Origin of the sequence: Kitasatospora sp. NPDC005856 (assembly GCF_040629945.1) — a bacterium.
Taxonomy (GTDB): domain Bacteria; phylum Actinomycetota; class Actinomycetes; order Streptomycetales; family Streptomycetaceae; genus Kitasatospora.
This window is the reverse complement of the sequence record NZ_JBEXWT010000018.1, coordinates 114,175-129,858: the sequence shown is the minus strand read 5'-3', so window position 1 is coordinate 129,858 and position 15,684 is coordinate 114,175. Positions and strand designations below refer to the sequence as shown.

Below are 15,684 nucleotides of genomic sequence, written 5' to 3'. Positions count from 1 at the left end.
ACACGAGTGGCGAGTGTCCATCCTGCCATCCGTCGAGGACGGTCCGCGCACCGTACCGGATTTGACGATCTTGCGATCGACGCCGTGTCGGGGTGGCCCCGGCCGGTTCCAGCGCCAGCTCCAGCACCTCCCGCACGTCCGCCACCGGGTGGACGGTGAGCCGCTCCAGCACCTCGGCCGGGACGTCGTCCAGATCGGCCTCGTTGCGCTTGGGGATGATCACCGTGGTGACCCCGGCCCGGTCGGCGGCGAGCAGCTTCTGCTTCACCCCGCCGATCGGCAGCACCCGCCCGGTCAGCGACACCTCGCCGGTCATCGCCACGTCGGTGCGCACCTTGCGGCCCGAGAGCAGCGAGGCCAGCGCCGTGGTCATGGTGATGCCGGCGCTCGGCCCGTCCTTGGGGATGGCCCCGGCCGGGATGTGCAGGTGCACGCCGCGGTCCCGCAGCGAGGTGACCGGCAGTTCCAGCTCGGCGCCGCGCGAGCGCAGGTAGGAGAGCGCGATGTGCGCGGACTCCTTCATCACGTCGCCCAGCTGGCCCGTGAGGGTCAGCCCGGTGCCGCCGGTCTCGGCGTCGGCCAGCGAGGCCTCGATGTAGAGGACGTCGCCGCCGGCGCCCGTCACCGCGAGACCGGTGGCCACGCCGGGGACGGCGGTGCGGCGCTCGGCCGGCTCCTGGGCGGACTCCGGCACGTGGTGCGGCCGGCCGATCAGGGCGCGCAGGTGCTCCGCACCGACGGCGGCGGGCAGTTCGCGCTCGCCCAGCTCGGCCTGTGCGGCGACCTTGCGCAGCACTCGGGCGATCGAGCGCTCCAGATTGCGCACGCCCGCCTCGCGGGTGTACTCGCCGGCGAGGCTGCGCAGCGCCGACTCGTCCACGGTGACCTGCTCGCCGCCGAGGCCGGCCCGCTCCAGCTGGCGCGGGAGCAGGTGGTCGCGGGCGATGACGACCTTCTCGTCCTCGGTGTAGCCGTCCAGCCGGACCAGCTCCATCCGGTCGAGCAGCGGCTCGGGGATGGCCTCCAGCACGTTGGCGGTGGCGAGGAAGACGACGTCGGAGAGGTCGAGCTCGACCTCCAGGTAGTGGTCCCGGAAGGTGTGGTTCTGCGCCGGGTCCAGCACCTCCAGCAGGGCGGCGGCCGGGTCGCCCCGGTAGTCGGAGCCGACCTTGTCGATCTCGTCCAGCAGGACGACCGGGTTCATCGAGCCGGCCTCCTTGATCGCCCGCACCAGCCGGCCGGGCAGCGCGCCGACGTAGGTGCGCCGGTGGCCGCGGATCTCGGCTTCGTCCCGCACGCCGCCGAGCGCGACCCGGACGAACGTGCGGCCCATGGCGCGGGCCACCGACTCGCCGAGCGAGGTCTTGCCGACGCCGGGCGGGCCGACCAGGGCCAGCACCGCTCCCCCTCGACGGCCGCCGACCAGCCCGAGCCCCTGGTCGGCCCGGCGCTTGCGGACGGCCAGGTACTCGACGATGCGCTCCTTCACGTCGGCCAGGCCGGCGTGGTCGGCGTCCAGCACCGCGCGGGCGCCGGCGATGTCGTACGCGTCCTCGGTGCGCTCGTTCCAGGGCAGCTCCAGGACGGTGTCCAGCCAGGTGCGGATCCAGGAGCCCTCGGGCGACTGGTCGGAGGCGCGCTCCAGCTTGTCGACCTCCTTGAGCGCGGCCTCGCGGACCTTCCCGGGCAGGTCGGCGGCCTCGACCCGGGCGCGGTAGTCGCCCTCCTCGTCGACGGCCTCGCCGTTGAGCTCGGCCAGCTCATTGCGGACGGCCTCCAGCTGGCGGCGGAGCAGGAACTCCTTCTGCTGCTTGGCCACGCCCTCCTCGACGTCCTTGCGGATGGTGTCGTTGACCTCCTCCTCGGCGAGGTGGTCGCGCAGCAGGGTGAGGGCGTACTCCAGACGGGCGACCTGGTCCGCCTCCAGCAGCACCTTGAGCTTCTGCTCGGCGGTGGCGAAGGACGCGTAGCCGATGTTGTCGGCCAGCTCGCCGACGCCCTCGATCTGCGCCACCCGGTCGACGATCTGCCAGGCGCCGCGCCTGCGCAGCCACTGGGTGGACAGCGCCTTGTACTCCTTGACCAGCTCGGCGGCCCGGCCGGCCACCGGGGTGCCCACCGAGGACTCCCGGAACGGCGTGGTCTCCACCCAGAGGGCGGCGCCGGGGCCGGTGGTGCCGACCCCGATCCTGACCCGGCGCACGGCGCGCACCAGCGCCGCGGGGTCTCCGTCCGCCAGCCGGCCGACCTGCTCCACGGTGGCCAGCGTGCCGGCCGCCGCGTACGAGCCGTCCACCCGCGGAACCAGCAGGACCTGCGGCTTGCCGGTGCCGGCGGCGGCCCGGGCGGCCTCCACCGCGGCGCGCACCTCGGTGTCCTTCAGGTCCAGCGGGACGACCATGCCCGGCAGGACGACCTCGTCGTCGAGCGGCAGCACGGGCAGGGTGAGCGGAGTGGACGTCGATGCCATGATCTCTCCCCAGTCAGCGAACTTGAGTCGACCTGACTAAGGCCTGGCGGCGGTCGGATGTTCCCGACCCTTTGTTCGCCGTGAGCGAACGCGAATCCGGCCCGGCCGCTCCGCGCCCGGCTCCGTCAAACGGGCCCGGGCGAACCTCGGAGAATCCTGGGAAGAGGCCCCGGGACCCGGACGGCCCCGGCCGGGCGACGGCGTCAACGCGCCGCGCGCACCCGCGCGGGCGCACCGCCGGCGGCCGTCGCGGCGACCGGACGCGGCCGGGGCGGGCGCCGCTCGGCCCGGCGCAGCCAGCGCCACAGCGCGACCCCGGCGAGCACCGCGGCCGGGTGCCCCACCCCGGTGATCACGTCCCGGTCGGCGGCGATCTGCTGGGCGATCATCAGCCCGGCGCCGCCCAGTGCGAGCAGCCGCCCGCGCCAGGAGAGCAGCCCGGCCACCGCGCCCAGGCAGGCGAGCACGCCGTAGCTGACCCCGATGTCCAGGTAGTCCATCGCCTCGGGCGCCATCCGCCCGGTCTCCACCGCGGTGATCACCACCCCCTGGGAGAGCAGCGTGGCCGCGACGTGCCCGACCGCGAACACCGCCGCCGCCCGCGCCGGGCCGACCCTGCGCTCCAGCGGCGCGAGGGTGAGGGCGAATCCCCACAGGTAGGGCATCCACACCTCGCCGGCCACCCAGAATCCGCTCAGCACAAGAGCACGCAAAGGGTGCTGGAGCAGGTTGTGCCCGTCCGAGCTGGAGGCCTCCTGCAACCGCTGGACGAGTTCCGGATCGGCGAGTCTCGCGAAGGTCGTGGTGGCTCCCACGACAGCGAGGTACCCGAGCGTGAAGGGCGTGCTGCGGGGCGTCGGCACCCGTCCCAGCAACCACTCCACGACGCCGGTGCGCAGTCCGAGCCGGAGCATTCCGTACGGCGCCCCCGCGGCCCCGCGCCCGTCGGCACCCCGCCCGAGTCCAGCCATGCCGCCTCCGCTCCACGCCACGCCCGCCGGCTCCTCACCGAGGTGCCCAACGCACGGGCGCGCGCCGCGGATTCCGCCCGGTCGGGTGTTGTCGTGGCCACGGTACGTCGAGGTTCTGGGAGGCACCTGGGAAAAGCCCGTGAAGACCGTCGCCGTAGCGGACCGCCGGATTCCCGACATTGGTCCAGACCTTGTCCTCGTTAACGGCTCAGTAGGGCCTCTGACCGGCGACTTGGCGTCAACTGAACTGCATACGTACCGTTACGCAGTGAAAATTCGCCGGGTAAGGTATCGGCCCGTGCCCACTCGTGCAGTGGGTCCGAGGGCGGCCCGAAAGCCGGCCCACGGGCCGGAAACGTCCGGTCCACCTGCCGGGAAGCATCCGCTGTCCGTACGCTGCGAAGTGCGCGGGAGAAGTGGGCGGCCGACCATCCGTCCTCGGCTCCCGATCGCGCGGCGGGACGGCGGACCCGGCACAGTCCACGACGGAACAAGACTACGAGCGGAGCCCCGCCATCCCCACAGGTGGCCGGCCCGCAGCCCTGGGGGCGGTGGCGTGACCGTGACAGAAATGCAGCAGGACAACCACAACACCGGTGGCACTGTGAGCAGCCAGCGCAGAGTCCTGGTGGTGGAGGACGAGCCCACGATCGCCGAGTCGATCGCCGCCCGGCTGGGCGCCGAGGGATTCAAGGTCGCCGTGGCCCACGACGGGCCCGGCGCGGTCGACGGCTTCCACACCTGGCAGCCGGACCTGGTGGTCCTCGACATCATGCTGCCCGGCTTCGACGGCCTGGAGGTGTGCCGCCGGATCCAGGCCCAGCGCCCGGTGCCGGTGCTGATGCTGACCGCCCGCGACGACGAGACGGACCTGCTGGTCGGCCTCGGCGTGGGCGCGGACGACTACATGACCAAGCCGTTCTCGATGCGCGAGCTGGCCGCCCGCGTCAACGTGCTGCTGCGCCGCGTCGAGCGCGCCCAGCAGGCCGCCCGCACGCCCGCGCTGGGCAGCCTGCGCTTCGGCGAGCTGGAGATCGACCACGTGCAGCGCCGGGTCCGGCTGGCCTCGGGCGACGTCCACCTGACGCCGACCGAGTTCGACCTGCTCGCCTGCCTGGCCGCCCAGCCGCGCGCCGTGCTCACCCGCGAGCAGCTGCTGGCCGAGGTCTGGGACTGGACCGACGCGTCCGGCACCCGCACGGTGGACAGCCACGTCAAGGCACTGCGCCGGAAGATCGGCGCCAGCTGGATCCGTACCGTCCACGGCGTCGGCTACGCGCTGGAGGCCCCGCTCTCCTGACGGCATCGAGCGGACGACGGGCCACCGGGGGGCCCGTGTCCGGACGACGCCGTGCCACCACGCGGGGGGACAACGCGGGGACCACAGGGGACAATGACCTTTCCACAGCAACGCAACGGGGAATCCGACGGCACGCGGCAGCAGAACCTGGCCGCCCGCGCCGCCCGCCGGATCTGGGCCGACATCCGGCCGCTCGATCCGGTCCGCTCGATCAAGGGCAAACTCGCCCTGCTCGTGATCGTCTCCGTGTTCCTGGCCACCGGGATGGTGGTCGTGGCGATCCGGTCCGAGACCCAGATCCGGATCATCGTGGTCTTCTCCATGATCGCCTCGCTGCTCTTCATGCAGTTCCTCGCGCACGGGCTCACCGCCCCGCTGCGCGAGATGACGGCCGCCGCCCGCGCGATGGCCTCCGGGGACTACAGCCGCCGGGTCGAGGTGAACTCGCGCGACGAGATCGGCGAGCTGGCGGCCGCCTTCAACGCCATGGCCGCCGACCTCCAGGCCGCCGACCGGCACCGCCGCGAGCTGGTCGCCAACGTCTCGCACGAACTGCGCACGCCGATCGCGGCGCTGCGCGCCGTCCTGGAGAACGTGGTGGACGGCGTCGTCCAGCCCAATCCGGCCACCCTGGAAGCGGCGCTGGAACAGACCGAGCGGCTCGGCCGGCTGGTCACCCACCTGCTCGACCTGTCCAAGATCGACGACGGCGTGGTCGACCTGGACGCCCGCCCGTTCGAGGTGCGCGAGTTCCTGGACGGCGTGCTGCGCGGGGTCACCGTGGACGGCGCGACGGCCGGCGGCGCCTTCTCCCGGCGCGGGGACGTCCGGCTGGCCCTGGAGGTCAGCCCCACCGGCCTGACCGGCGTGGCGGACCCGGAACGGCTCCACCAGGTGGTCGCCAACCTGGTCGACAACGCCTGCAAGCACTCCCCGCCCGGCGGCACCGTGACGGTGCGGGCGAGACCGGAGGGCGCGGAGGGCGGCCTGCTGCTGGAGGTCGAGGACGAGGGCCCCGGCATCCCGCCGGCCGACCGCACCCGGGTCTTCGAGCGGTTCGGCCGCAGCGGCACCGCGACCGCCGCCGGACCGGGCTCGGACGGCGGCACCGGACTGGGCCTGGCCATCGCCCGCTGGGCGGTGGACCTGCACGGCGGACGGATCGCGGTGGCCGAGTCCCCGCGCGGCTGCCGGATCGAGGTCCGGCTGCCCGGACAGCGTCAGGGGGACGGTCAGGACATTTGTCACAGATCCGACACAGAGCCCTACGAAGATCGTTAGAGGATTCGACCGAAGTTTTGTCCGGTTCGGTCCGGATATGTACTGTGATCGACGCCGATCGGTTCCCCTCAGATGCGGCTTTCTAACGCACTTTTTCAGCCAAAGTGCAGGTCAGTACTGTGATCTGGGCGACGCCTGGGCCCCGGGGACTGCGCGATCACCGGTCAGGGGCGTAGCCTTAATCCCCGCTGTCCAAACATCCCAAAAGGAAGCGGAAGAGGGCGGTTGCCGCCGTGTCGCCACAGTCCCCTGAAACCCCCAACAGCTCGGCAAGCTCCACTGGCTTCGGCCCCAATGAGTGGCTCGTCGACGAGATCTACCAGCAGTACCTCCAGGACCCGAACTCGGTCGACCGAGCCTGGTGGGACTTTTTCGCCGACTACAAGCCCGGTACCGAGGTGACCCCAGTGACCCAGGCCGCGACCCAGGCCGGCCCCACGCCGACCCCTGCCGCTGCCCCCGCGCCCGCCGTTGCTGCTCCGGCGGCGCCCGCCGCCACCGCCGCTCCGGCCGCGCCCGCCGCCGCTCCGGCCCCGCTGGCCGCCGCGCCCGCCGCGCCCCCGGCCCCCAAGGCCGCCGCCCCGGCGCCGGCCGCGCCCGCCGCCACCGCCGGCCCCGAGCTGGTCCAGCTGCGCGGTCCGGCGAAGGCCGTCGCCACCAACATGGACGCCTCGCTGGAGGTGCCGACCGCGACCTCGGTCCGCGCCGTGCCGGCGAAGCTGTTGATCGACAACCGCATCGTCATCAACAACCACCTGCAGCGCGCCCGCGGCGGCAAGGTCTCCTTCACCCACCTGATCGGCTACGCCCTGGTCCAGGCCATCAAGGCCGCCCCGGGCATGAACCACAGCTACAAGGTGGAGGACGGCAAGGCCTTCCTGGTCAAGCCGGAGCACGTCAACCTGGGCCTGGCCATCGACCTGGTCAAGCCGAACGGTGACCGCCAGCTCGTCGTCGCGGCCATCAAGAAGGCCGAGACGCTCGACTTCTTCGGCTTCTGGCAGGCCTACGAGGACATCGTCCGCCGGGCCCGCGCCAACAAGCTGACGATGGACGACTTCACCGGCGTCACGGTCTCGCTGACCAACCCCGGCGGCATCGGCACCGTGCACTCCGTGCCGCGCCTGATGCAGAACCAGGGCACCATCGTCGGCGTCGGCGCCATGGAGTACCCGGCCGAGTTCCAGGGCTCCGCCCCGGAGACCCTGGCCCGCCTGGGCGTCTCCAAGATCATGACGCTGACCTCGACCTACGACCACCGCGTCATCCAGGGCGCGGCGTCCGGCGAGTTCCTGCGCGAGATCCACCGCCTGCTGCTCGGCGAGAACGGCTTCTACGACGAGATCTTCGAGTCGCTGCGGATCCCGTACGAGCCGGTCCGCTGGGCCACCGACGTCGCCACCACCCACGACGACGAGGTCAACAAGACCGCCCGCGTCATGGAGCTGATCCACTCCTACCGGGTCCGCGGCCACCTGATGGCCGACACCGACCCGCTGGAGTACAAGCAGCGCAAGCACCCCGACCTGGACGTCACCACCCACGGCCTCACCCTGTGGGACCTGGAGCGCGAGTTCGCGGTCGGCGGCTTCGGCGGCCAGAAGATGATGAAGCTCCGCGACATCCTCGGCCTGCTGCGCAACACCTACTGCCGCACCGTCGGCGTGGAGTACATGCACATCCAGGACCCGAAGCAGCGCCAGTGGCTGCAGGAGCGCCTGGAGAAGCCGTACACCAAGCCGGAGCGCGAGGAGCAGCTGCGGATCCTCCGCCGCCTGAACTCGGCCGAGGCCTTCGAGACCTTCCTGCAGACCAAGTACGTCGGGCAGAAGCGCTTCTCGCTGGAGGGCGGCGAGTCGCTCATCCCGCTGCTGGACGCCACCATCGACGCCGCCGCCGAGCACCGCCTGGACGAGGCCGTCATCGGCATGGCCCACCGCGGCCGCCTGAACGTGCTGGCCAACATCGTCGGCAAGCCGTACGGCAAGATCTTCGGCGAGTTCGAGGGCAACCTCGACCCGAAGTCGATGCACGGCTCCGGCGACGTCAAGTACCACCTCGGCTCCGAGGGCACCTTCACCGGCCTGGACGGCGAGACCATCAAGGTCTCGCTCGCCGCGAACCCCTCCCACCTGGAGGCCGTGGACCCGGTCGTCGAGGGCATCGCCCGCGCCAAGCAGGACATCCTGGACCAGGGCGGCACCACCTTCCCGGTGCTGCCGATCCAGATCCACGGTGACGCGGCCTTCGCCGGCCAGGGCGTCGTCGCGGAGACCCTGAACATGTCGCAGCTGCGCGGCTACCGCACCGGCGGCACCGTGCACATGGTGGTCAACAACCAGGTCGGCTTCACCGCCGCCCCGGCCAGCAGCCGCTCCTCGATGTACTCCACCGACGTGGCGCGGATGATCGAGGCCCCGATCTTCCACGTGAACGGCGACGACCCGGAGGCCGTGGTCCGTGTCGCGCGACTCGCCTTCGAGTTCCGCCAGGCGTTCCACAAGGACGTCGTGATCGACCTCATCTGCTACCGCCGCCGCGGTCACAACGAGGCCGACAACCCGTCGTTCACCCAGCCGCTGATGTACGACCTGATCGACAAGAAGCGCTCGGTGCGCAAGCTGTACACCGAAGGCCTGATCGGTCGCGGCGACATCACCATGGAAGAGGCGGAGCAGGCGCTCCAGGACTTCCAGGGCCAGCTGGAGAAGGTCTTCGCCGAGGTCCGCGACGCGGCCCAGGCGCCGGCCGCCACCACCGCCGGCAAGCCGGTCGCCGACTTCCCGGTCTCCATCCGGACCGGCATCTCCCAGGAGATGGTCAAGCGGATCGCCGCCTCGCAGGTCAACCTGCCGGACTGGCTGACCGTCCACCCGCGCCTGATGCCGCAGCTGCAGCGCCGCGCCGCCTCGGTCGAGGACAACACCATCGACTGGGCGATGGGCGAGACCCTCGCCATCGGCTCGCTGCTCATGGAGGGCCACCCGGTCCGCCTGGCCGGCCAGGACAGCCGCCGCGGCACCTTCGGCCAGCGGCACGCCGTCCTGATCGACCGCAAGACCGGCGAGGACTACACCCCGCTGCAGTACCTCACCGAGGACCAGGCCCGCTACACCGTCTACGACAGCCTGCTGTCGGAGTACGCGGCCATGGGCTTCGAGTACGGCTACTCGCTGACCCGCCCGAACGCGCTGGTCATGTGGGAGGCGCAGTTCGGCGACTTCGTCAACGGCGCGCAGACCGTGGTGGACGAGTACATCGCCTCCGCCGAGCAGAAGTGGGGCCAGCACTCCGGCGTCACCCTGCTGCTGCCGCACGGCTACGAGGGCCAGGGCCCGGACCACTCGTCCGCCCGCCCGGAGCGCTTCCTCCAGCTGTGCGCGCAGAACAACATGACGGTCGCCATGCCGACCCTGCCGTCGAACTACTTCCACCTGCTGCGCTGGCAGGCGCACAACCCGCACCACAAGCCGCTGGTCGTCTTCACCCCGAAGTCGATGCTGCGTCTGAAGGCCGCGGCGAGTGCGACCGAGGAGTTCCTGTCCGGCTCGTTCCGCCCGGTCATCGGCGACTCCAAGGTCGACCCGGCGCAGGTCCGCAAGGTGGTCATCACCGCCGGCAAGTTCTACTACGACCTGGAGGCGGCCCGCACCGAGCGCGGCGTCACCGACACCGCGATCGTCCGGGTCGAGCGGCTCTACCCGCTGCCGGTGGCCGAGCTCCAGGAGGAGCTGGCCCGCTACGGCGACGACGTCCAGTTCGTCTGGGCGCAGGAGGAGCCGGCCAACCAGGGTGCCTGGCCGTTCATCGCGATGAACCTGGTGGACCACCTCCAGGTCGTCATCGGCCGCACCGGCGGCGACGCCCGTCTGCGCCGCGTCGCCCGCACCGCCGCCTCGTCCCCGGCGGTCGGCTCGGCCAAGCGGCACGCCGCCGAGCAGCAGGCACTGGTCGAGGAGGTCTTCGCGCTCTGACGCGCTGAAGCCCCGCGGTTCCCAAGCCCGTGGCCCCGCCCTCCCCACCGGGAGGGCGGGGCCACGGGCGTTCGTGCCCGCCGCCCGTTTGGTTCCAGCTCTGCAACCAATCCGGGACCGCGGTGCGCGCACTCCTGACGGATCGATAGGTTATGGCTCGCCGCTCGGCAGCCCCGGCGCCCGTCGACGCGCCCGGCCGCCACGGCCGTACCACCTCACCGCTCTCCCAGGGGGACCACCACATGACCGCCGACACGCCTCGGGACGCCGGCAAGCTCCCACCGGTTTTCCAGCCGCTCCTCCCTGACGACCCCCGGGAGGTCGGCGGCTACCGGCTGTTCGCCCGGCTGGGCGCCGGCGGCATGGGCCGCGTCTACCTCTCCTACACCCCGGGCGGGCGCCCGGTCGCGCTCAAGGTGGTGCGCCCGGAGTTCGCCGAGGACGGTGAGTTCCGCCGCCGCTTCGCCCAGGAGGTCAGCAGCGCCCAGCGCATCCACGGGCTCTACACCGCGCAGGTGATCGACTCCGGCGGCCTGGACGGCGACGCCCCGTGGCTGGTCACCGCGTACGTCCCGGGCCCGTCGCTGCAGCAGGTGGTGCGCGAGAACGGCGCGCTGCCGGTGCGCACCGTGCTGCTGCTGATGGGCGGCATCGCCGAGGCCCTCCAGGCGATCCACAGCGTCGAGGTGGTCCACCGCGACCTCAAGCCCGCCAACGTGCTGGTCGCCGGGGACGGCCCGCGGGTGATCGACTTCGGCATCGCCCGGGCCGCCGACGCCACCGCGCTGACCGGCACCGGCTACCGGATCGGCTCCCCCGCCTTCATGTCCCCCGAGCAGGCCCAGGGCCGCCCGGTCACCCCGGCCACCGACGTCTTCGCGCTCGGCGCGCTGGCCGCCTACGTGGCCGGCGGCACCGCGCCGTTCGGCGACGGCCCGGACACCGCGGTGCTCTACCGGGTGGTGCACGAGGAGGCGGACCTCACCGCCGTCCCGGCGGACCTGCGCGAGCTGGTCCAGCGCTGCCTGGCGAAGTCCCCGGAGGACCGCCCCACTCCCGCCGAGATCATCCGGGTCGCCCGCAACCACCCGGAGGTCGGCGGGCAGCTGCGGTTCGGCGACGACTGGCTGCCGCGCGAGGTCAACACCGAGATCACCCGCCGCTCGGACCTCCCGAAGACGCCGCCCACCCCGCTGCCGGCCGCGCCCGCCACCCCGCCGCCCGCGATGCCGGCCACTCCCCCGCCGCCGACCGGCGCCCCGACCCACCCGGCCACCGCGGTGCACCCGCCGCAGCAGCCGGCGACGCCCCCGGCCGGCTTCACCCCGCCGCCGGTCGGCTCGTACGGCGCCCCGCAGCCGCCCACCGAGTCGCCGACCGCACCGGTGCTGCCCGCCCCGCCGACCGCCCGGCTCCAGCCGGAGCCCCCGTCCTACGACACCCCGCCGCCCGGCCCGGTGGTGACGGCCGCCCCGGAGCCCGAGCCCGGGCGCAAGGGCGGGGTGTCCTGGAAGGTGCTGCTCACCGTCGCCCTGGTGATGGCGGTCGGCGGCACCGCGGGCGGCGTGGTGCTGATGAAGAAGCTGGGCGACGACAAGAAGTCGGACACCAACTCCTCCGCGCAGCAGAACACCGGCGCGACCGGCGGGCCGGCCCCCGCCCCGACCCGGACGTCGGCCGGCCCGAGCGCCTCCGCGTCCGCCACCACCGGTTCGGTGACGGCCTCGACCCCGAAGCCCGGCCAGAGCACCGTCTCCGCCCCGGCCCGGCCGACCGGCTACTCCCCGATGCTGGACCAGAAGTCGCTGGCGATCCCCGGCGCCGAGTACTCCTCCGACGCCTACCGGATCGACCTGGACGCGGGCACCGTGGTCCCCCGCTCCAACGACGTCAAGTGGGGCCTCGGCGTGGTCAACGCCGGCGGCACCGGCGGCAGCCGGGCCAACTCCTTCACCAGCTACGGCGACGACAAGTCGGACTTCGCGGTGATCACCGAGCCGTCCGTCACCGCCGAGCAGTGCGCCGCCGCGATCGACTCCCGGCCGGACACCGACCTCTCGTACAACCGGGTCGCGCCGGGCCGGCTGCTCTGCGTCCGCGACCGGGTCACCCGCAACATCGCCATCGCGGCGATCGAGCAGGCGGACCCGACCACCGGGGCCGCCAAGGTCACCGTCAGCACCTGGCGCGCCAGCTGACCGGACTATCCTGACCAGGTCAATCCCCATCGGACCGGAGCGAACCGTGTACTTCACCGACCGAGGCATCGAGGAACTGGAGAACCGGCGCGGCGAGGAGGAGGTCACCCTGGGGTGGCTGGCCGAGCAGCTGCGCACGTTCGTCGACCTCAACCCGGACTTCGAGGTCCCGGTCGAGCGGCTGGCCACCTGGCTGGCGCGACTCGACGACGAGGACGACGAGTGACCCGGTGACGGCCGCCGCGAGGCCCGGGAGGCAACCGCCTCCCGGGCCTCGCGCGTGTCCGGGTACGGGGCTCCCGTAGGGGCGGCCTCGGGGAGGGATCGGGGACGGATCGGGGTCGGGATCGGGGTCGGCACGCTTGACTCTGCCAGCACGCGATATATCGTCTTTAAAAGAGAACGCGATACATCGCGATCGGCAACGGGAGGCGGCAGAGATGAGCCAGTGGACGGTCGAGGGCACCGAGAGGATCACCTTCGACGAGCCGGTGCGCACGCTGCACGTGCGGACCATCGACGGCACCGTGAACGTGGTCGCGGCCGAGGGCCCGGCCCGCCTGGAGGTCACCGAACTGGTCGGCGACCCCCTGCACGTGACCCTGGTGGACGGCGTCCTGACGGTCACCTACAAGGACATCAACAGCTGGGGCGAGTTCGGCGACTGGCTCAAGTCGGTCGGCTCGGTGAAGAACCTCTTCGGCTCCTTCAAGCGCAAGCGGATCGCGGGCGTGACCGTGACCGTCCCCGCCGGGGTCGAGGTCAAGGTCGGCACCGTCTCGGCCCACGCCACCGTCAGCGGCGTCGACGGGCACGTCTCGGTGCAGAGCGCCAACGGCGACACCACCCTCGCCGGGGTGACCGGGCGGATCGAGGCCAGCACCGTCACCGGTGACGTGGACGCCCAGGCGGTCGGCGGCCGGCTCAAGGTCAACACCGTCTCCGGGCAGCTCACCGTGATCGCCGGCACCGCCGACCGGATCCAGGCCAACACCGTCACCGGCGCCGTCACCCTGGACCTCGACGTGGCCGGCGAGACCGACGTCAAGGTCAACACCGTCAGCGGCGCGGTCGTGGTCCGGATCCCCTCGCTGGCCGACGCCACCGTCGAGGCCGGCTCCACCAGCGGCGACGTCTCCAGTACCTTCGAGGAGCTCCAGATGAGCAGCACCTGGGGCGCCAAGAAGATCTCCGGCCGGCTCGGCGAGGGCCGCGGCAGCCTCAACGTCACCACCGTTTCCGGCGCGGTCACCGTGCTGCGCCGTCCCGACTCGGAGGAGGAGGGTCCGGTGGTGGTCAAGGAGCTCCCGGCCGGCCCCGGCACCCCGAACCTCACCAAGGAGGCCTGAGATGACCCCTGTGTTCGGCCACGGCCGGCTGCGCCTCTACCTGCTGAAGCTGCTGGACGAGGCCCCGCGGCACGGCTACGAGGTCATCCGGCTGCTGGAGGAGCGGTTCCAGGGCCTGTACGCCCCCTCGGCCGGGACGGTCTACCCGCGGCTGGCCAAGCTGGAGCAGGAGGGCCTGGTCGCCCACAGCACCGAGGGCGGCCGCAAGGTGTACCGGCTGACCGACGCCGGTCGCGCCGAACTCGAAGCCCGTCAGGGCGAGTTGGACGAGCTGGAGCTGGAGATCCACGACTCCGTGGCCCAGCTCGCCGGGGCGATCCGCGAGGACGTCCGGGACAGCGCCAAGGACCTGCGCGAGGAGCTGTGGAACGCCGCGAAGCAGGCGCCCCGGCCGGAGCGCACCGAGGGCGGCGACCCGTGGGCCGGGCCCTGGGCCGACAACGAGTCCTGGCAGCGCGCCAAGGAGGAGTTCGCCCAGTTCAAGCAGCAGGCCAAGGAGCAGGCCAAGCGCGCCCGGGAGCAGGAGAAGGCCGCCAAGGCCAAGGCGAAGGCCGCCGAGGCGGAGGCCCGCCGGCTGCGCGAGCAGGCCAAGGCCTCCCGCACCGCCGCGCAGCAGGAGGCGCTGCGGATCAAGCGCCGGGTCGAGCAGCAGGTGCGCGAGCACGCCGCGAAGGGCGACTGGCCGACCGGGCTGGCCGAGGGCCTCTCCGAGCTGACCAAGGGCCTGGCCGGGCTGGCCGACGCGGCCCGCTGGGGCCACGGCACGGAGGAGCCGCCCGCCGAGCCCGCCGAGCGGGTCACCGTGACCCGGATCGACCTGGACAAGGACGGGACCGACGCCCCGGCCGACCTGCCGCCGTGGACCCGCACGGACCCGGCCGGGGACCCGGCCCGCGAGCTGGAGCGGCTGCTCGACCGCTTCCGCGACCAGGTCCGCGACGCGGCCCGGGACGGCGGGGTCAGCGCGGACGGGCTGGCCGAGGCCCGTGCGGTGCTGGGCGCCGCGGGCGAGCGGCTGAAGCGACTGCTCGGCTGAGCCGACGGTCCGGAAGGTGACGGCCCGGTGCCCCCGTCGGGGAGGCGCCGGGCCGCCGCGCGTCAGGGGGTGAGGACGATCTTCCCGAAGACGTCGCCCTTGGCGAGCCGGGCGAAGCCCTCCCGGGCCTCGGCCAGCGGCAGCACCGAGTCGATCACCGGCCGGACACCGGTGTTGGCGCAGAACGCGAGCAGCCCGGCCAGCTCCTCCTTGGTGCCCATGGTCGAGCCGACCACCTTGAGCTCCAGGAAGAAGATGCGGTTCAGCTCGACGGAGCTCGGGTTGGGGCCGGAGGTGGCCCCGGAGATGACGATGGTGCCGCCCGGGCGCAGCGACTTCACCGAGTGCGACCAGGTCGCGGCGCCGACCGTCTCCAGCACCGCGTCCACCCGCTCGGGCAGCCGGGCGCCGCTCTCGAAGGCCGCGTCGGCGCCGAGCTCCACCGCCCGGGCGCGCTTGGCCTCGTCCCGTCCGGTGACCCAGACCCGCAGGCCGGCCGCCTTGCCGAGGACGATCAGCGCGGTCGCCACGCCGCCGCCCGCGCCCTGCACCAGGACGGTGTCCCCGGGCTTGACCCCGGCGTTGGTGAACAGCATCCGGTAGGCCGTCAGCCAGGCGGTGGGCAGGCAGGCGGCCTGCTCGAAGCTCAGCTCGGCGGGCTTGGGCAGCAGGTTCCAGGTGGGGACCGCGACCCGCTGGGCGAAGGTGCCCTGGTAGCGCTCGGTCAGGATGGAGCGCGGCTCGTCCGGGCCGACCCCGTGGCCGCTCTGACCGATCACCGAGTGCAGGACCACCTCGTTGCCGTGCTCGTCGACGCCGGCGGCGTCGCAGCCGAGGATCATCGGCAGCTTCTCGGCGGGCAGGCCGACGCCGCGCAGCGACCACAGGTCGTGGTGGTTGAGGCTGGCGGCCCGGACCGTCACCACGCTCCACCCGGGACGGGCCTGCGGCTCGGGGAGGTCGCCCAGCTCCAGCCCGCTCAGCGGGTCGGCGGCGTCGATACGTGCGGCGTAGGCAGCGAACATGCCCCGGACGATAGCCGCGACGGCCGGGGCCGGGAACCACGCGGAGGTGTGACGCGTGTCCCGGCCCCGGGCCGTTCGGC

10 protein-coding genes are annotated in these 15,684 nt (G+C 72.8%); 7 read left to right on the top strand and 3 right to left on the bottom strand.

Annotation, left to right across the window (positions count from 1 at the left end):
* Positions 1–2,470 (bottom strand): endopeptidase La (gene lon / locus ABZ449_RS14260; protein WP_360345245.1); only part of this gene is annotated, 2,470 nt, incomplete at its 3' end.
* Positions 2,471–2,673: 203 nt separating this feature from the next.
* Entirely contained in the window at positions 2,674–3,441 is a 768-nt protein-coding gene (locus ABZ449_RS14255) for a rhomboid-like protein (RefSeq protein WP_360345243.1), read from the bottom strand.
* Positions 3,442–4,012: 571 nt separating this feature from the next.
* On the opposite strand from ABZ449_RS14255, the gene ABZ449_RS14250 reads away from it, so the two are divergent.
* The 7 genes from ABZ449_RS14250 to ABZ449_RS14220 all read left to right on the top strand — a co-directional run bounded on the left by ABZ449_RS14250 (position 4,013) and on the right by ABZ449_RS14220 (position 14,579).
* Positions 4,013–4,741, top strand: a complete 729-nt coding sequence (locus ABZ449_RS14250; RefSeq protein WP_033330758.1) for a response regulator transcription factor — start codon at positions 4,013–4,015, stop codon at positions 4,739–4,741.
* A 93-nt stretch (positions 4,742–4,834) separates the two neighbouring features.
* Positions 4,835–6,022, top strand: a complete 1,188-nt coding sequence (locus tag ABZ449_RS14245; RefSeq protein ID WP_360345241.1) for a HAMP domain-containing sensor histidine kinase — start codon at positions 4,835–4,837, stop codon at positions 6,020–6,022.
* Positions 6,023–6,255: 233 nt separating this feature from the next.
* Complete coding sequence (locus ABZ449_RS14240; protein ID WP_360345239.1) at positions 6,256–9,996, top strand: multifunctional oxoglutarate decarboxylase/oxoglutarate dehydrogenase thiamine pyrophosphate-binding subunit/dihydrolipoyllysine-residue succinyltransferase subunit; 3,741 nt, start codon at positions 6,256–6,258, stop codon at positions 9,994–9,996.
* A 242-nt stretch (positions 9,997–10,238) separates the two neighbouring features.
* Positions 10,239–12,194 (top strand): protein kinase, encoded by a 1,956-nt coding sequence (locus tag ABZ449_RS14235; RefSeq protein ID WP_360345237.1) that lies wholly within the window; start codon positions 10,239–10,241, stop codon positions 12,192–12,194.
* A gap of 46 nt (positions 12,195–12,240) precedes the next feature.
* Entirely contained in the window at positions 12,241–12,420 is a 180-nt protein-coding gene (locus ABZ449_RS14230; protein ID WP_049649445.1) for a DUF6104 family protein, read from the top strand.
* A gap of 214 nt (positions 12,421–12,634) precedes the next feature.
* Positions 12,635–13,543, top strand: a complete 909-nt coding sequence (locus ABZ449_RS14225; protein WP_360345235.1) for a DUF4097 family beta strand repeat-containing protein — start codon at positions 12,635–12,637, stop codon at positions 13,541–13,543.
* Position 13,544: 1 nt separating this feature from the next.
* Positions 13,545–14,579: a PadR family transcriptional regulator gene (locus tag ABZ449_RS14220; protein ID WP_360345233.1), complete on the top strand. Its 1,035-nt coding sequence runs from the start codon at positions 13,545–13,547 to the stop codon at positions 14,577–14,579.
* Positions 14,580–14,641: 62 nt separating this feature from the next.
* On the opposite strand, the gene ABZ449_RS14215 is transcribed toward ABZ449_RS14220, so the two are convergent.
* Positions 14,642–15,604 carry a zinc-binding dehydrogenase gene (locus ABZ449_RS14215; protein ID WP_360345231.1) on the bottom strand — a complete coding sequence of 321 codons (963 nt, stop codon included), beginning with the start codon at positions 15,602–15,604 and terminating at the stop codon, positions 14,642–14,644.
* Positions 15,605–15,684: the final 80 nt, after the last annotated feature.

Excerpts from the sequence above, each read along its gene's own strand:
- ABZ449_RS14215 (WP_360345231.1), bottom strand. The coding sequence starts at position 15,604 with ATGTTCGCTGCCTACGCCGCACGTATCGACGCCGCCGACCCGCTGAGC.
- ABZ449_RS14225 (WP_360345235.1), top strand. The coding sequence starts at position 12,635 with ATGAGCCAGTGGACGGTCGAGGGCACCGAGAGGATCACCTTCGACGAG.
- ABZ449_RS14250 (WP_033330758.1), top strand. The coding sequence starts at position 4,013 with ATGCAGCAGGACAACCACAACACCGGTGGCACTGTGAGCAGCCAGCGC.
- ABZ449_RS14245 (WP_360345241.1), top strand. The coding sequence starts at position 4,835 with ATGACCTTTCCACAGCAACGCAACGGGGAATCCGACGGCACGCGGCAG.
- ABZ449_RS14220 (WP_360345233.1), top strand. The coding sequence starts at position 13,545 with ATGACCCCTGTGTTCGGCCACGGCCGGCTGCGCCTCTACCTGCTGAAG.
- ABZ449_RS14255 (WP_360345243.1), bottom strand. The coding sequence starts at position 3,441 with ATGGCTGGACTCGGGCGGGGTGCCGACGGGCGCGGGGCCGCGGGGGCG.
- ABZ449_RS14235 (WP_360345237.1), top strand. The coding sequence starts at position 10,239 with ATGACCGCCGACACGCCTCGGGACGCCGGCAAGCTCCCACCGGTTTTC.